This window comes from Kitasatospora sp. NPDC059648, assembly GCF_042734825.1.
In the GTDB taxonomy this organism is placed as follows: domain Bacteria; phylum Actinomycetota; class Actinomycetes; order Streptomycetales; family Streptomycetaceae; genus Kitasatospora.
Window position 1 is genome coordinate 31,094 of the sequence record NZ_JBHWDU010000034.1, and the last position, 13,939, is coordinate 45,032.

A 13,939-nucleotide genomic window follows, 5' to 3' on the forward strand; every position below is an offset into this window, starting at 1 on the left:
CGCGGCAGCTCCCTCAGCGCCAGCGCTTCGCCGCGTGCTTCGGCGACGATCGCGTCTCGCACACGGGGGTGCACCGGACCGGGCAACACCGAGTCGAGCAAGGCCCGGGCATCGTCGTCGCGGAGCCCGTCCACCTGTGGTTCCGGCAGGCCGGCAAGGAGTCCGGCGCTGGTCGGCGTGCGGACCGCCGCCGAGGTGGGCACGGCGAGGACCGGGCCTGCCGCGCCGGGTGCGGGCCGGCGACCCGTTCGACGGTGCCGGCGTGGTGGAAGACCCCGCCGGCGTCGTGGAAGACCTCGCTGACCTCGACCCCGGCGGCCGCCAACTCGGCGCGGTCCGCGACGACGACGTCCACGATCAGGTGCACACCACGCCCGGATCCCGGCGCCGCGTCGGTCACGCCGCTGCCGATGGTGAGCGACGCGGCCGAACCGGGCGGGGTCAGGTGCACGATCCGGAAGCCGCCGGGGCCGGAGAAGTCGACGTCCTCGCGGAACCCGCTCCGCGTGGAGAAGTCCTTGGCCCGGTCCACGTCCGAAACCGGGACGACGACGGACCCGATCCTGAATTCCATCCCCGTCAGCTCCATTCGCCGCAACGGAAGCCGGTCGGCGTCCACCGCTCACGATCCCGGGACCGCGAGCCTGTCGAGCCAGTGCCGAACCCTGGCCAGTACCCGGGCCCGGGGGCGACCAGTGTCCGGCACGGGGTCGACGGGGCGCCGCTGCAGGGGAGCCTGAGGACAGCCGTTCAGGACATCCACGAGAGGAAGACCCGCTATGGCCGTCAACTACACCGCCACGGTCGAAGTCACCGGCGAGGGCCGCAACGGCGGCACCGCCCGCTCCGCCGACGGTCTGCTCGAACACCGCCTGTCCATCCCCAAGGAACTGGGCGGAGCCGGCGACGCGACCAACCCGGAACAGCTCTTCGCCGCGGGCTGGGCCGCCTGCTTCCTCGGCGCCCTCCGCCACGCCGCCGCCCAGCGCAAGATCAGGCTGACCAGCACCTCGATCACCGCCGAGGTCACCCTCCTCCACGGCGACGACGGCGAGTTCTCACTCCTGGCCACGCTGGCACCGCGCCTCGGCGGTGTCGACCAGCGCACCGCCGAGGAACTCGCCGAGGCCGCCCACCGGATCTGCCCCTACTCCAAGGCAGCCCGGGGCAACATCCCCGTCACCATCAAGGCCGCGGCCGTCTGAGGACCCGCGACATCCGGGCGTGCCCCGGCTGGCCCGCGCACGAGCGGGCTGGCCGGGGACGCATGCGGAGGACGGAACGGAGATGCCGGAAACAGAACCCGAGAGCACACCGGACGGCGCCCCCGTGGCCCGCAGAACGGTGCTGGGCATGCTCGGCGCCGGGGTAGCGGGGCTGATCACGGCACCGTCACGAAGGTCGTGCGGCGCGCGGTGCCGGCCGTGAAGGGTGGAGGTCGACTGCTCGACCGTGGCGCCGGGGCGGGGCGGTGGGCGGCACGGTTGCGGGGGTGCCGGACGATCAACGGTCCATCGGGACCGACGGTTGAGTCAGATGACCGATGTGCCGCGGTCACTGCTGCTGCCAAGCTCTCCCGTGAGGGCTCCGCGCCGCCCGCTCCGGGCCAGCCCGTGCCCTGCGCGTGGCGCGTCGCCGGACCCGAATCACACCACGTCATCACTCCGGAGCGACCGCCACACCGGGGCTCACGGACCGGAAGGGCAGCAGACATGACCTCGCCACCCCACACCGCTTCGCACCGCCGCGCCACGGCCAGGCTCGCCACCCTGGTCGCCGTCCTCCTCACCGCGTTCGCCGCCGTCTTCGCGGGCACGGCCCCGGCCGGCGCGGTAACGCCCTGGCAGGAGGCGGACCACAACGCCAGCACCCCCGACTCCCCGGCGATGGCGTACTACCGGGGCAGCAACGTCGAGGCCATCCGCGGCCAGGACAACGCCCTCTGGTTCAACGTCGACGGCGGCCCGTTCAACCGCATCGGCGGGGTCACCTACGCCGCGCCCGCGATCACCGTGTTCCGCGGTGAGCTCTGGCTCTTCCAGACCGGGCAGAACGGCGACCTCTGGGCCCAGACCCTGGCCAATCCAAACGAGCCCAACCACCGCCGCTGGTACTGGAGTCCGCCCATCCAGTTCCGCACCCAGAACATCGGCGGCTCAGGTTCGGCCGTCCGTAACAACCTGAGCCCGGCCATCGCAGCCTCGCCGGACCTGCTGTTCATCGTCGCCGTGGGAGCCAACGAGCGCATCTACCAGGCCACCATGGGCATCAACCGGAACTTCAGCCCGTGGTCCGAGGTGCCGGGCGGCGCCCGGACGGAATCCGCGGCCGCCGCCGCGGCCTCGCCCGACAGCCGGCTGACCGTGCTCCACCGCGGCACCGACAACCGGATCTACCGCCAGGGCCTGTACTACCGGTACTGGCAGTGGGACAACAACTGGCAGCAGATCAGGAACACCAACACCAACGCCGCCCCGTCGATCGCCTACAACGGCCATGAGAACCTGATGGCGGTCGGCTGGCGCGACGCCAACTCCGGCCAGGTGCTGACCTGTGAGACCCTGACGTACGCCGCTGAGGCGACAGCCCCGCAGGGCGTGCCCCGCGGCAACAACGTCGCCAGCCCGTCGGCCCCGCGCCTCGACTCCGAGCCCGACGGCGTGGGCGTGACCATCCGGGGCGGCAACTTCTACGACGTCGGGGGCCACTACTTCCGGAACAACGTCATCTACTACATCCACAACTACTACGGCTGATCCAGCCCTTCGCCCGCCCCTTCCCCCTGGGGCCCACTGCGCCGTCCCCTCAGGTCCACCGGGCCCGAGGGGACGGCGTGGTCGTCCACGCACGGGCAGCCAGCCGGACACCGACAGGCGGCCAGGAGGCATCGCCCGGACGGGTGGAGTTTCACCCTGCGATTGGACACCGAGCACGGGATAAGCCCGCGCTTCGGACAAGCGTTTGCGCGCGGAGCCCGGGGTGCCCGGTCGTCGCGATCCGGAGCAGGAAAGGCACCGCCGGTGCTCCCCCCGCGGTCGTGCCGCCCTGGTGGTGAAGATCCGTCCAGAGCTCCCGCAGGGCCCTGTCAACGGCTTCGGCGTCCCCGGACGCGAGCGTGGCGAGCAGGCCGGGGATCTCCTCGCCCGGGCCGTAGAAGTGCTGGAACCGCCGACAGGGGACCTCGTCACACCTGGACCCGTCCTTGACCTCCGGCGGGATCGCGCCCACGGCCGTCCGCACGTCGCAGTCCGTGCCGGCCCACCGTTCCGGCCAGCCGGCCCGAGGGTCGTCGTCCATGACTTGGCCTTCCCGTCCCGGGAGCATCCTTACCCCGGAGTCCAACGACCGGTGATCAAGAGGCGGACCGCTTCTACCGCACTCCCGCGGCACCGCACCATGGCGACGCCATTTCTCGTGAGCATCTGCAGCACTCAAGATCGCCAACTGCTGTCCAAGCCGCTGATCGAACGCTGAGACTTCACGTGAAAGAAGCCACCTCCGCGGACCGCCTCATGGGCGGCCCCGGACAGCCCCAGGCCGGGACTCAGCTCGTCACCAGCTATACGACAAGGACGACGGCGGTTCGTCGAGCGGGTGCGGCCGTCCGACATCGAGCCTGCCGTAGAGCGGCACGCCGGCCTGGAAGATGCGCCCGGCGTCACGGGCCTGCACGTCCTCGTCGAGGACCCCGCGGAACCTCGTCTTGGTGAGGGTGCGCTGCTGGAAGGCGAGGACGAACTCCGCGGCCATGGGCACCCCCAGGTAGGCCCGGGCCTCCCCCTCGGACCACGCGGGATCCAGCACGGTGCCGTCGGCTCTCGCGCACCACGCGTGCGCCCGCGCCGTCCCCTCGGCGGTGAGCGCGTACCCCTCCGCGTAGGCGCCCGGCAGGATCCGGGCGACGCGAAGTGCGTTGCGGTGGCAGCGTCCGGGTGCGCCGCGGCGCGGGGCGCCGGAGCGCGGCCAGGGCGCGGGAGTGAACAGGCGGCCCTGGGCGAGCACGACGCGGGCAGCCGGGCAGCCGGTCGTGGTGGCCATGGCCGTGACGGCGTCAACGAGGGCGTACTCGTCGGCGGTCAGCAGGTCGGCGGACACAATGTCGAGTGTCCGCCGGGTCCGTGGGGGCGGCCCGTTGACGGGGCGACGGAGTGATGTCAGCTGAGAACCCGACACCTGTCGGCGTCACGGCGCCGGTGCGGCGAAGGCCGCGCCGAGGAATGTGACCATGAAGGCCGTGGTGGGTGTGCGCGTTGTGAAGACGCTCATTGCGGTTGACCGCTCCGGAGTCTCTTCCCGGCGGCTACCGGGGCGAGATCCCCGCCAATGTCCGCGCCGACCGCCCGACGGGCCCGCACCCGACCGGCCACGAAAGCTTCGACGGCAGCCTGGTGGCCAGGTACACCGCTGACTCCGGTGGGACCCTGACCATCGGCGGGGCCTGGGGCACCATCACCGATCCCGACGCGGTGGCGACGTCCGCGATCACGCTCAACGCCATCCTGCGTCGACCCGCACCACCCGCTACGCCGCATCCGCTCCGTCCCGCAGCAGGAGGGAGCGGACAATGCGCATCAGCCGCTCCCCCGCGTGCCCGACGCTGCCGTTCTGGGCGCTCACCTGGGCTCCCTCAAGCAGGAAGGTGAGCTCCGCGGCAGCCTCGTCCGGGTCGGGCAGCCCGGCCCGGGTGCACAGGTCGGTAAGACGGCGCAGCTGGCCGGCCTTGTGGTCCTCGATCAGCCGCCGCGCCGGGTGATTGCGGTCGGGCAGCTCCGCGAGGGAGTTGATGAACGGGCAGCCCCGGTGGGAGAGCCCCGGCAGCCCGTCGGCGATGAACCGGGCCATGCCCAGGATCTGCTCCCGAGGCTCGTCGGGGTGCTGCTGCGCCAGCCGGTCGAACACGGCGGTGTAGTCCGCGGCGACGATCCGCAGCCACTCCTCGACCAGCGCGTCCTTGGTCGCGAAGTGCCGGTACAGCGCCATCTTGGTGGTCGCGGCCTGGTCGGCGATCGCCTGGACGCCGACCGCCTTGATCCCCTCGCGTGAGAAGAGTTCCTCCGCCGCGTCGAGGATCCGCTCCCGGGGCGGCAGTTTGGCCACCCGGCTCTGCCTGCTGACTCTGTCCACGGCGTCCACGGCGGCAATGCTACGGTACCGACCAGTCCTTTGCGATACCGATCGGTCTCATCAGATACCGATCGGTATAGCGAGTCGGATGTCGAGCCTCCCGAGCGGAACGGAACGGACGAAGATGAAGCTCTCCGAGTACGCGACCTACGACGGCATCGGCCTGGCCGAGCTGGTGGCCCGCGGCGAGGTGACCACTGCGGAACTCGCCGCGACCGCCCAGCTGGCGTCCGACGCGGTGAATCCGCAGCTCAACGCCGTCGTGGAGACCTGGCCCGCCGAGGACGCACCGACGCCCGGCAGCACGCCGCTGGCCGGGGTGCCCTTCCTGATCAAGGACCTCGCCGTCGCGATGGCCGGCAAGCGCACCGAGCTGGGCAGCCGGCTCGCCGCGGGGAACGTCGCCGGGGCCGACTCCTCGCTCATGGCCCGCTTCCGCCGCGCCGGACTGGTGACGCTCGGACGCACGGCAACCCCGGAGTTCGCGTACAGCACCACCACCGAAGGCGTCCTGTACGGCGCCACCCGCAACCCCTGGGACCCGGCCCGCAGCCCCGGCGGCTCCAGTGGGGGCTCCGGAGCCGCCGTCGCCGCGGGCATCGTCCCGCTCGCGCACGCCACGGACGCGGCGGGCTCCCTCCGCGTCCCCGCAGCCGCCAACGGCCTGTTCGGACTGAAGCCGACCCGCGGCCGGACATCCATGGGCCCCGACGCGGACGAGGTCTTCAACGGGCTCGCCGTCCACGGCGTCCTCAGCCGCTCGGTGCGCGACAGCGCCGCGCTGCTGGACCTCGTCCACGGCCCCGAGGTCGGCGACCCCTACACGGCCCCGCAGCCGGAGCGGCCCTACGCGCAGGAGGTCACCCGCTCCCCCGGCAGTCTGCGGATCGGGCTCGTCACGCAGCCCTGGGGTGGCCGGGCCGTCGACGGCGCCGTCCTCGACGCCACGCTGCGCGCCGCCCGACTCGCCGAGTCACTGGGACACCGCGTGACCGAGGTCAGCATCGAACTCGGCGTCGACTGGGAGGAGTTCGTCCTGGCCAACGCCCGCCTCTGGAGCACCAACCTGGCGACCTGGATCGACGGCTTCGCCGCAGCCTTCGGACGGCCCGCAGACTCCACCACCCTGGAACCCGAGACGCTGGCAAGTTACGCCTACGGAAGGCGGGTCGGCGGGGTCGAGTTCGTCCACGCGCTGGCGATGCGCAACAGCGTCGCGCGCGCGATCGGCCGGTACTTCACCGGCCACGACCTGCTGCTGACGCCAACCCTGCCCGAACTGCCGGTTCCTCTGGGCACGTACGCCGCGGGGGCCGAGGGCGAAGACGGCCTCGGCTGGATCCGGCAGGTCCTCCACCGCTCACCGTTCACCGCCGCGTTCAACGTGGCCGGCACCCCGGCGATGTCCGTCCCGGTGGAGAGCGACCCCGCGAGCCGACTCCCCATCGGCATCCAGTTCGCCGCGGGGTACGGCCGCGAGGACCTGCTCTTCCGGCTCGCCGGGCAATTGGAGCAGGCCGCCCCCTGGGCGCCGCGGACCCCCGCTGTCTGGGCGGGCGCGCAGCAGACCACCTGAGCTCAGCCTGCCTCTAACGACGGTGCCCGGTTCGTGGATCCCGGCCCACCGCGCACGTACAGCTGGCGGATCGGACCTGATGTCACCGGCGTCACCGTGCTGGCGCTGACCGACGCCAATGGGGCGACGACGACCTGCGTGCCGGCCTGACCTCAGCGCGCCGGAGCTGGAGGCCCTGGTGCAGCGCGGACGCCGCCCGCGCCCGCGACGGAAGGGTCCGCCTCCGGTGGCCGCCACCCCCCGAGCCCGCCTGACGGCGCGACGCGGCGCGGCTCGCCCGCGCCCTGGGCTGAACCGCAACCGGGCAGCGCTGGGGCCGTGCGGAACCGGACCGGCCGGCCGATGCTTCGCGATCGGGCCGGCACCGCTGACCGGTCGCCCGTCATCGTGGAGGGGGATCCGGCGGCGTCGGAGGCAGCGGCGGGGAGGAACATCCGGGTGTCCTGCCGCGCTCTGTCGGCCTGCTGCTCCTCCTCGCGGCGCCGTAGCGCCTCCAGTTGCTCGGGGGTCCGGGACGACACCTCGGGGCGCAGCGTGCTGCCGTCGGTCATGGCGTCCCGGGCAACGCGATGCACGCGGTGGCGTCCTGGGGGCGCTCGGCCGGGTCGCGGGCCGTGAGCCGCTGCATCACGGCCAGGTACGGCAGAGGTGCGAGGCGTCCGTCGTCGTCGTGGTTCAGCATGGCCACCAGGACCCGCCCGGCGCCGTAGAGGTCGGAACGCGCGTCGGCCGGCCGCTCCGGGGCGGCGAAGAAGCTGTCATCCGCGGCGGGTCCCGGCAGGCCGGGGAGCCCGGCGTCCAGGAGGACGACAGGCCGGTCGAGGTCATCGGTGAGGAGGACGTTCGACGGCCGGACGCCACCGTGCGCGAGTCCGCCGGCGTGCAGGTGCTCCAGCCCGCGCAGGACGTCGGTGACCAGTGTGCCGGCCGTGCGCGGGGCGGAACGGCCCGAGGTGTTGGCGAGTTCGGCGGCAAGGGTGCGGCCTTGGAGGTGCTCCATGACGAGGAAGGAGGCGGGGGACCTCGGCGCTCGCCGGGTGAGTCCGGCCGGCCCCACCCCGCGAAGCGCACCGTCAGCCACTGACATGCATACTTGCCGGACGATCAGTGGCAGGTAGAGGTGGATGACGCGGTGAAACTGGCTGAAGCGCTCGCGCAGCGCGCGGCGGCGGTGCGGCAGGTGGAGCAGTTGCGGGCGCGCGTTGTCGGCAGTGCCCGCTACCAGGAGGGCGAGGAGCCGGCCGAGAACGCGGCGGAGGTCCTGGCCCAGGCCGGGGAGGTGCTGGATGAGCTGGAGAGACTGATCCGTCAGATCAACCGGACCAACTCCACCGTGCTCGTCGAGGGCGGCGGCACTCTTACCGACGCCCTCGCCCGCCGGGACGTCCTGCGGCTGCGCCACTCGGTGACCACCGCGGCCGCTGACGCCGCCTCCGGACGCGACCAGCGCGGAGCCGTTCGGCAGTTGCGGTCCGAACTCAGGATCCTCTCCGCGCTGCCGGTCGCCGAGCTCCGCGCTCAGGCGGACGTCCTGGCCAAGGAGATCCGCGAGGTGGACACCTTGATCCAGCGCACCAACTGGGAGATCGACCTGATCGAGGACTGACCCCACAAGCTGGGTGTGGGAAGCAGGTAGTCGTCATGGAGGCGTGCACACACCGCGGCCGGCGGTCTATCCGGCCCTGGCGCGTGAAGAGCAACGCAGGGGTTCGATTCCCCACCAACAATGCAGCTCAGCATCGCGTACAGGTGACAGAGCACACTGCACAGCTCACCACCATGTGCAGATCCGGACGACGAGGGCGGGAACGGGGCGCCCACACCCGGTGCGGGGGCCGTGCGCACTGTCACGGCGCCCGCACCTGTCCACAGTCGACACGTACGGCTATGTGGGGAACGGCACAGCGCCGATACCTCTCCCCCTGCGAGTGCCGAGGCCGGCGGTGCCTGGACCGATGTGAAGGCGTCAGGTGACGCGGGTCAGCGGAGGGCACTCCCACGTCGCGTCGATCACCTCGGGGCGGGGCCGGTACATGCGGAGAACGACGAACCAGGTGCCGTCCTTCGCGGTGGGCAGCCAGTTGCCTTCCCCGTCCTGCTGGGGCGGCTCGCTCTGGAGCCGGATGGTCAGCCCGCCGTCCGCGTCCCGCCGCAGGCCGGTGGTGCGGTCGCCGATCGAGTAACGGTCGGCCGGGTTGGGGATGAGGTTCATGTCCTCCCGGTAGGCAGTCAGCGACCAGAAGGCGTCGACCGGCGGCAGTGCGTCGACGGCGAAACGCAGGCGGTACTGGCCGTCGCAGGCCAGCTCGTTGCCGTCGGCGTCCTCGAAGTTGAACAAGTAGACCGCCTCGGCGGGATCGTTGGCGGCAATGCCGACCAGCGCCTGGTCGGCGGCGCGTTTGAGGAAGTCGTCGCCGAAGCGTCCCATCTGCGAGGGCGGGTAGCGCCAGCCGTTGACGTGGCGGGCCCAGTCACCGCTGAGGATCTGCCGCCTGAGCAGGGGCACGCCGATGGCGGCGGCCCGGATCAGGCTCTGTTTGACCGAGTCGGGCTGCGCTTCGACGTCGAGGTCGGGGCCGATGCCGATCTGGGCGAACTGCTGGAGCAGGACGTCGTGGTGGGCCGGTGGAGGATTCTCGGCGAGCATCGCGTTCAGGGTCTTCCACGGGCCCAGGGGATCCTCCGCCGCCGGGATCGGGGTCAGCACGTCCCGGCTTTCGGGAACGGCCGCGTCCGGTTCGCCGAACAGGCTGAGCGGGGTGAGGCGGTACTGTTCCTGGCATTCCCGTACCCGTGGCACGTCGTGCGGGCCGTTGACGAGGGTGCGGCCCAGGACGAGGATCCAGGGGCTGGGAGCCGGCTTCAGCCGCCGTATTCCGGAGGGAAGGTCTCCCTCCCAGTGCGGGCCGACGAGTGCGAAGCTGCCCCCGCCGGAGCCGGTGGTGCGTTGACCGACGTAGTCGAAGTTGTCGGACGTGATTCCGACCAGCTCGAAGGTGAAGTACCGATCGCCCATGTCCGGATGGGAGAGGATGACCGGCTCCTCCCCCAGGTTCACCCAGGCCGCCGAGTACAGAGTGTCGTTGCTGGGGCAGCCCCCGTCGCGGTACGTCGCGTCGATGAGTTGCTCGGCGTGCCAGAAGTGGTTGACAGGCGCATAGGGGATCGTCGACGGGTTCCGTGGCTGTGTCACCCAGTCGTGGCGCAGCTGGGCGTTGTAGATGTACGGGAAGCCGTAGATGAACGCCTGCTCACCGAGCGTGTAGGCGTACTCGCCGCGCCAGTCGTCCACCCGCCCGGTCAGGATCGGCTTCACCGCCTGACCGAGCAGGGGCACGGTTTCGGGCAGGTGGCGTGCGCGATCGATCGTCGACCGTGGGTGCAGCGCCGCACGCCCGGCCGCCCGCGCCACCGTGACGGCTGCGCCGCCCACGTCCTTGGAGATCCGCCGCCAGGCAGGGCCCCGCGATGATTCGGCCATATCGACACCACTCCGCTCGACATGGAGGCTTTCGACTGGTCCATGACGCGTCCGCATGAGTCCGTCCTCGCGACCATCCTCCCCCCTCGGTTCTGTCGACGCAGCCGGAAAGGGCGGGGCCGCCGGGATCAGCACTCTCCCCGCCCGGGGTGTCGCTGAGGAGGCAGGGTCAACGCTGCGATGAGGCCGCGCGAGAAGCCGGCGCAACCCGGCTCGGTGGCCGGCCCGGCGCCGGGGCAACACGGACTGCCGAAGCAGGCGCCCACCCTGCCCCACCCACTGTCCGCTCGCCTCTTCCCGACGTCTGTTCGCACACCGACTTTTGGGCCGACGTCCAGCCACCTCCAGGGAGACCGCCCAGTCATGCGCGCCCACGACGAACGATCGGACCACACCCGACCCCGGTCACCGGAACGGCACCCGGCACTCGGCTCCGGCCACCTCAGCCGCCCGGACGGTCTGCTGGCCCTGCAACGCAGCATCGCAGATCCTCGTCCGTGACGACCGTGACCAGGACGCGGTAGTCGGCGAGGCAGCCGTGCTCGATCCCCTGCCCCAGGGTCCAGGTGTAGACGGTGGGGCCGTAGATCGTCTCGTCGTCCATCGAACACAGCGCGGACAGCCGCCCCCCGCCGTCGGCGTCGGCAGCGAGGTCGCCGGGGCCCGGTGTGGCCGTGACCCGGTACCGGGCGGCTGATCTGACGTAACATCTATTGATCTTGAAAGGCTGGCCGGTGGTCGGCGCCTCGCGCAGTCGCGGCGGCCGGGCCGGCGACCGACACGAACGGGGAGTTCCACATGGCCACGCACACCGGTGCCGCCACGAAGGCGCTGGGCATAGGCGTCGCATCGATCCTGCTGGGGGGTGCGCTGAGCGGCTGCGGCTCCAGCGCGGTCACCGGAGCACTGAACGGCACGGTGGCGCAGAAATGGGTGGACTTCGCGACCGTGCTCGGCGACGAGGACACGGTCAAGCAGACCCTCCCGGACCCGGCGACCATGCCGGGCTGGAAGTCCCACCGCAAGGAGGTCGACGAGGAGGACGGCAGCGACGAGGAGTGCCAGGGCTGCAAGCTCGACGGCAACGTCGACTTCGAGGCCGGCTCCGCCAAGGCCTCCTTCAAGATCACCACCTTCGCCACCGGCACCCAGGCGTCCGCCTACCTCGCGACGGCCGCGCAGAAGGCCGGCAAGAAGGCCTCCGCACTGTCCGTGACAACCGTCGGCAACGAGACCACCGCCTACACCGGCACCTTCGGCAGCAGCACCGGGAACCTCATCCTCATGCGGGTCGGCACCGTCTTCGCCGGTGTGCTGGTCACCGGGCCGTCGGACGTGCCGCAACTGCAGAAGATGGCCACCATGCTCGCCCGGCGCATCGAGCAGACCGCCGCCGGCCAACACGCCGACGCCGCCCTCGACACCGCCTGAGCCACCGCCCGTCGGCGCCCGCCGTCCGTCACCACGCCGCCGCGCGTCCCCCGGGCGGCGCGGGCGCAGCTCACACGGAGAACGGTGACTTCAGCGTCGGCGCCGCTACGGCGGTGTCGGCGCGCCAGCCGAGGGGCGTGGAACCGGCGGGAGGGCGGCGCCGAACGGGCTGCGGACTGAAGCAGGCGACGGATGGCAAGAGCCGTCACCTGCCGGTACTCGGCTCCGCGCGACCGGCCGTAACAGAGCAGCTGTCGGCCTGGGTGTAAACGCCTACGCCGGACCCGGTGAGAACCGCACGCCGAACACGAGCGGCCCGCGCGGCGGCCACCGGCCCCGTGTGTCAGGCGTGGTGGTGTTCCTCCGCGCTTGGCCGCAGGGCCTGCGTGCGACAGCGTGATCCGTCGTCAACCAGGGCGCCACCCGCGCAGATAGGCCGCGAACGACGTCCCGCGACGGCCAGCAGGCCCTGCGGCTGGACTGGTTGTCAATATGTTGCCGGCCCGGGCTGGCAGTTGATTGACTGCAGGCAGGTGTTGCCGGGCGTGTTCGGAGGCGTCGTCGTGGTCGATGGTGCCGACGGTTGTGACGGTGTCGACGGCTGCGATGGCATTGACGGCTGGGACGGCTGGGACGGCGTTGACGGCTCCGATGGCGTGGTCGACGGTGTCGACGACTGCGACGACTGCGACGGTGTCGACGACTGCGACGGCGCAACTGAAGTAGTGCCCTGCGAAGGTCCCGCCGACTTCTGACAGTCGGCTACGGCGGCAGTCCACCCCTGCCCGAAGTTCACCTGATAGGCCTTCGCCCTCTCATCCGCATCCTTCCGCTCCTGGCTATTGGGTGGCGCATTCTTTATCGCATCGGCAAGTTCGGACGGAAGCCCTGATTCGCTCCCAGGCGGGTTTTTCGGGACTACTCCACCCGCGGCGCAGGATCGTTCGCCGGCAGTGAACCCTGCCGTGTAGCCGTAACCGCCCTGATCCCCGCTCTGTGACGGGATCGCTACCGTTACGGCTCCCACCGGGAAAGAGCGGGCCTCGCCAGGGCCGTGCCGGCACCGCCGAGAAGCGTGGTGATCGCCACTACGGCGGCTGCGGTGAGCCCACCCGCTCGCTTTATCTGGTTAAGCCTGGATCCTTCAATGGACATTTCAATTTCCGCCCCTCCTAGGTCTTTTTTTCTCCTCTTCCTTTCTTCAACCTATGTCACGGTGTGCGGTGCCGATAGGGCCCGGTGGCCTCAGGTGTCCGTCGGCAACGACGGTGGCCTTGACGGTGTTCTGCTTCCTCTTGCCGGAGACGAGGGCCGCCGCCCCCACCGCGGTGCGGGGTCGGGCGGCGGACCTGGACCTCGGTGGCATCCAGCCGCAGCACGACACCCCCGGCCTGCGCGTGGGCGAAGACCTTCGGGTTCTGCTGTTCTCCGCGAGCCCGGGGCCATGTCGCCCGGGATCTTCCGTGTGTCTCTGTTCACCGGAGAGACGATCTCCTCGCTCGCCGGCCGGGTCGCCGCCTTCTACGGCCTGGGCGACGCCGATGCCGGCTTCTCGTAGCCGCACGGCCCGCTGCGACACACGTGGCATCCCATCGACTCGCTACCTCGAAGTGATCTCATCGCACCATGTCGTGCAGGTGGTGGACGGCGTCGTCCCAGCCCTGGCCGTACCAGTCCGGGCCGGTCGGCGCGGTCGCGAGGCGGCGTCCGGCCGGCGACCGGAGCCGCAGATCGGTCGGCGGCTGACCGGGCTTTCGCCCCCAGGCCGCTCGGTAGCCCAGCGCGGACTTCTTCCCGGTGTTGGTAACGCGAGGGCGGCGTGCCAGGGAAGGCGAACGGGAACTCGTGGGCGGCGGCCTCCGAGAGAGAGATCCAGGCCGTGCAGGTTCGGTGCCGTGCGTAGCGGGGTGAGGTCGGTCGTGGCGGTGGTGGTGGGGTCGAGCGAGCGGAGGTGCGGGTGGCCGCCGTTGTGCGTCTGGACACGGTGCGCAAGTGGCGGGGCCGGTTCGCCGAACTACTGGCCCGCCAACTGCCCGCCCAGACCAGCGCCCCGCTGTCCCGTTGGTCCTGCCCGGAGCAACCCTGGCTCGGGGAGCCGCACCTGGTGCTCCTCGAAGTCGGCCCGGGCAACACCCTCCTCGCCGTGGCCCGGCACGCCGACGGCGGGCAGGGCGGACGAGCCACGATCCGGCGGTGGATCTGGCAGGCGGTCGAGCTGCCAGAACACCATGCCAACCGGTATCTCAACTACCCGTCGGTTGGCTGACATTGGCCTCGCCCGAGCGGCGATCTATCAGCTCGGCATCGACGGCGGCGACGCGACCTTC

The 13,939-nt window shown here is 71.3% G+C and carries 13 protein-coding genes and 1 pseudogene; 7 read left to right on the plus strand and 7 right to left on the minus strand.

The window, feature by feature from the left end; genetic code table 11:
• Positions 1-13 precede the first annotated feature (13 nt).
• Positions 14-574 (minus strand): hypothetical protein, encoded by a 561-nt coding sequence (locus tag ACFV1W_RS21110; RefSeq protein WP_380418673.1) that lies wholly within the window; start codon positions 572-574, stop codon positions 14-16.
• A gap of 205 nt (positions 575-779) precedes the next feature.
• On the opposite strand from ACFV1W_RS21110, the gene ACFV1W_RS21115 reads away from it, so the two are divergent.
• Together ACFV1W_RS21115 and ACFV1W_RS21120 are read left to right on the plus strand one after the other, a co-directional pair.
• Positions 780-1,205, plus strand: a complete 426-nt coding sequence (locus ACFV1W_RS21115; RefSeq protein ID WP_380418674.1) for an organic hydroperoxide resistance protein — start codon at positions 780-782, stop codon at positions 1,203-1,205.
• Positions 1,206-1,712: 507 nt separating this feature from the next.
• Complete coding sequence (locus ACFV1W_RS21120; RefSeq protein WP_380418676.1) at positions 1,713-2,756, plus strand: hypothetical protein; 1,044 nt, start codon at positions 1,713-1,715, stop codon at positions 2,754-2,756.
• Between the two features lie 796 nt (positions 2,757-3,552).
• Here the strand turns inward: ACFV1W_RS21120 and ACFV1W_RS21125 are convergent.
• Positions 3,553-4,095, minus strand: coding sequence for a hypothetical protein (locus ACFV1W_RS21125; RefSeq protein WP_380418678.1), 543 nt, complete (start codon positions 4,093-4,095; stop codon positions 3,553-3,555).
• Positions 4,096-4,521: 426 nt separating this feature from the next.
• Positions 4,522-5,124, minus strand: coding sequence for a TetR/AcrR family transcriptional regulator (locus tag ACFV1W_RS21130; RefSeq protein ID WP_380418749.1), 603 nt, complete (start codon positions 5,122-5,124; stop codon positions 4,522-4,524).
• Positions 5,125-5,248: 124 nt separating this feature from the next.
• Here ACFV1W_RS21130 and ACFV1W_RS21135 point away from each other — a divergent pair, with 124 nt between their 5' ends.
• Positions 5,249-6,700, plus strand: coding sequence for an amidase (locus tag ACFV1W_RS21135; RefSeq protein WP_380418680.1), 1,452 nt, complete (start codon positions 5,249-5,251; stop codon positions 6,698-6,700).
• A gap of 547 nt (positions 6,701-7,247) precedes the next feature.
• Here the strand turns inward: ACFV1W_RS21135 and ACFV1W_RS21140 are convergent.
• A complete protein-coding gene (locus ACFV1W_RS21140; protein ID WP_380418682.1) occupies positions 7,248-7,700 on the minus strand; it encodes a hypothetical protein in 453 nt (150 codons plus the stop codon).
• Positions 7,701-7,832: 132 nt separating this feature from the next.
• Here ACFV1W_RS21140 and ACFV1W_RS21145 point away from each other — a divergent pair, with 132 nt between their 5' ends.
• Positions 7,833-8,306: a DIP1984 family protein gene (locus ACFV1W_RS21145; RefSeq protein ID WP_380418684.1), complete on the plus strand. Its 474-nt coding sequence runs from the start codon at positions 7,833-7,835 to the stop codon at positions 8,304-8,306.
• Positions 8,307-8,666: 360 nt separating this feature from the next.
• On the opposite strand, the gene ACFV1W_RS21150 is transcribed toward ACFV1W_RS21145, so the two are convergent.
• A complete protein-coding gene (locus ACFV1W_RS21150) occupies positions 8,667-10,181 on the minus strand; it encodes a DUF1254 domain-containing protein (protein WP_380418686.1) in 1,515 nt (504 codons plus the stop codon).
• A 442-nt stretch (positions 10,182-10,623) separates the two neighbouring features.
• On the minus strand, positions 10,624-10,785 hold the full coding sequence (locus tag ACFV1W_RS21155) for a hypothetical protein (RefSeq protein WP_380418688.1): 162 nt from the start codon (positions 10,783-10,785) through the stop codon (positions 10,624-10,626).
• A 194-nt stretch (positions 10,786-10,979) separates the two neighbouring features.
• Between ACFV1W_RS21155 and ACFV1W_RS21160 the strand changes: the two genes are divergently transcribed.
• The gene (locus ACFV1W_RS21160; protein WP_380418690.1) at positions 10,980-11,612 is read left to right on the plus strand and encodes a hypothetical protein; all 633 of its coding nucleotides are present in this window, start codon (positions 10,980-10,982) and stop codon (positions 11,610-11,612) included.
• Positions 11,613-12,157: 545 nt separating this feature from the next.
• Positions 12,158-12,367, plus strand: coding sequence for a hypothetical protein (locus tag ACFV1W_RS21165; RefSeq protein ID WP_380418692.1), 210 nt, complete (start codon positions 12,158-12,160; stop codon positions 12,365-12,367).
• Between the two features lie 503 nt (positions 12,368-12,870).
• Here the strand turns inward: ACFV1W_RS21165 and ACFV1W_RS21170 are convergent.
• Positions 12,871-13,021, minus strand: a pseudogene (locus ACFV1W_RS21170) (IS5/IS1182 family transposase); the annotation flags it as partial.
• A 548-nt stretch (positions 13,022-13,569) separates the two neighbouring features.
• On the opposite strand from ACFV1W_RS21170, the gene ACFV1W_RS21175 reads away from it, so the two are divergent.
• On the plus strand, positions 13,570-13,878 hold the full coding sequence (locus ACFV1W_RS21175) for a hypothetical protein (RefSeq protein WP_380418694.1): 309 nt from the start codon (positions 13,570-13,572) through the stop codon (positions 13,876-13,878).
• Positions 13,879-13,939: the final 61 nt, after the last annotated feature.

Bases quoted from the DNA above. Each gene is read 5' to 3' on its own strand.
- ACFV1W_RS21160 (WP_380418690.1), top strand. From the start codon at position 10,980: ATGGCCACGCACACCGGTGCCGCCACGAAGGCGCTGGGCATAGGCGTC.
- ACFV1W_RS21135 (WP_380418680.1), top strand. From the start codon at position 5,249: ATGAAGCTCTCCGAGTACGCGACCTACGACGGCATCGGCCTGGCCGAG.
- ACFV1W_RS21120 (WP_380418676.1), top strand. From the start codon at position 1,713: ATGACCTCGCCACCCCACACCGCTTCGCACCGCCGCGCCACGGCCAGG.
- ACFV1W_RS21110 (WP_380418673.1), bottom strand. From the start codon at position 574: ATGGAATTCAGGATCGGGTCCGTCGTCGTCCCGGTTTCGGACGTGGAC.
- ACFV1W_RS21150 (WP_380418686.1), bottom strand. From the start codon at position 10,181: ATGGCCGAATCATCGCGGGGCCCTGCCTGGCGGCGGATCTCCAAGGAC.
- ACFV1W_RS21115 (WP_380418674.1), top strand. From the start codon at position 780: ATGGCCGTCAACTACACCGCCACGGTCGAAGTCACCGGCGAGGGCCGC.
- ACFV1W_RS21140 (WP_380418682.1), bottom strand. From the start codon at position 7,700: ATGGAGCACCTCCAAGGCCGCACCCTTGCCGCCGAACTCGCCAACACC.
- ACFV1W_RS21155 (WP_380418688.1), bottom strand. From the start codon at position 10,785: ATGGACGACGAGACGATCTACGGCCCCACCGTCTACACCTGGACCCTG.